Genomic DNA, 722 nt, shown 5'->3' with positions numbered 1-722 from the left:
GGCCCGCAGCCGTGCCGCCACCGACGAGGCCGTGCGCCTGGTGGAGCAGTCCACCGGACTGGCCGGGCGCAGCGGCGAAGCGTTGCTGGCCATCGTGGGCACCGTGGACCGCACGGCGGATCAGGTGCGGGCCATCGCCACGGCGGCAGAGCAGCAGTCCGCAGCCAGCGAGCAGATTACCCGCGCGGTTGACCGCATCAGCACCATTTCCGGCCATACGGCCGATTCCATGCGTCATTCGGCAGGGGCCGTGAGCGACCTTGCCCGGCTGGCACAGGAACTGGATGCCATTATCGACGACATGCGCTGACGCCCGAAGGGCGGAACAGAAAGATGCCGTTGGGGCCGCCGGAGCAATTCGGCGGCCTCGTCGTTTGGCTGCCCGGAAGGGAGGGGCGTAACGGCGTGAGGCGATGGCGGGAGTGACCTCTGACAGCCTGATACCTGGCCTGCTACTCGGTGAAGCCGGGCGGCAGCCCGCCGGATGGCGGCGCGCCGTCAGGGGAGGGCGGCGAAGGCTGCACTCCGTCGGTGCCCGGATAGGGCGTGCTGCTTGTGGAGTCCGTTGCGTCTGTCGCGCCTGTCGCGCCTGTCGCGCCTGTCGCGTCTGTCGCACCTGTCGCGCCTGTCGCGCCCGTGGCGTCCGTGGGGTTCGGGACGTGCGCCTCGCCGGGCTTTTTGGGGGTGAACACCAGGCGCAGGCCGCGTGCCTCCGCTGCCGC

Annotated in this window: 2 pseudogenes; one reads left to right on the top strand and one right to left on the bottom strand. The window is 70.8% G+C overall.

The annotated features are described in order from the left end of the window. Positions 1-310 (top strand): annotated as a pseudogene (locus FVW27_RS18080) (methyl-accepting chemotaxis protein); the annotation flags it as partial. 142 nt (positions 311-452) lie between these two features. Here the strand turns inward: FVW27_RS18080 and FVW27_RS18075 are convergent. After that, positions 453-722 (bottom strand): annotated as a pseudogene (locus FVW27_RS18075) (hypothetical protein); the annotation flags it as partial.

The organism is Nitratidesulfovibrio liaohensis, from assembly GCF_011682075.1.
GTDB classification, from domain to species: domain Bacteria; phylum Desulfobacterota; class Desulfovibrionia; order Desulfovibrionales; family Desulfovibrionaceae; genus Cupidesulfovibrio; species Cupidesulfovibrio liaohensis.
Note: the sequence above shows the minus strand (reverse complement) of the source record. Positions and strands in the feature narration are given on the sequence as shown.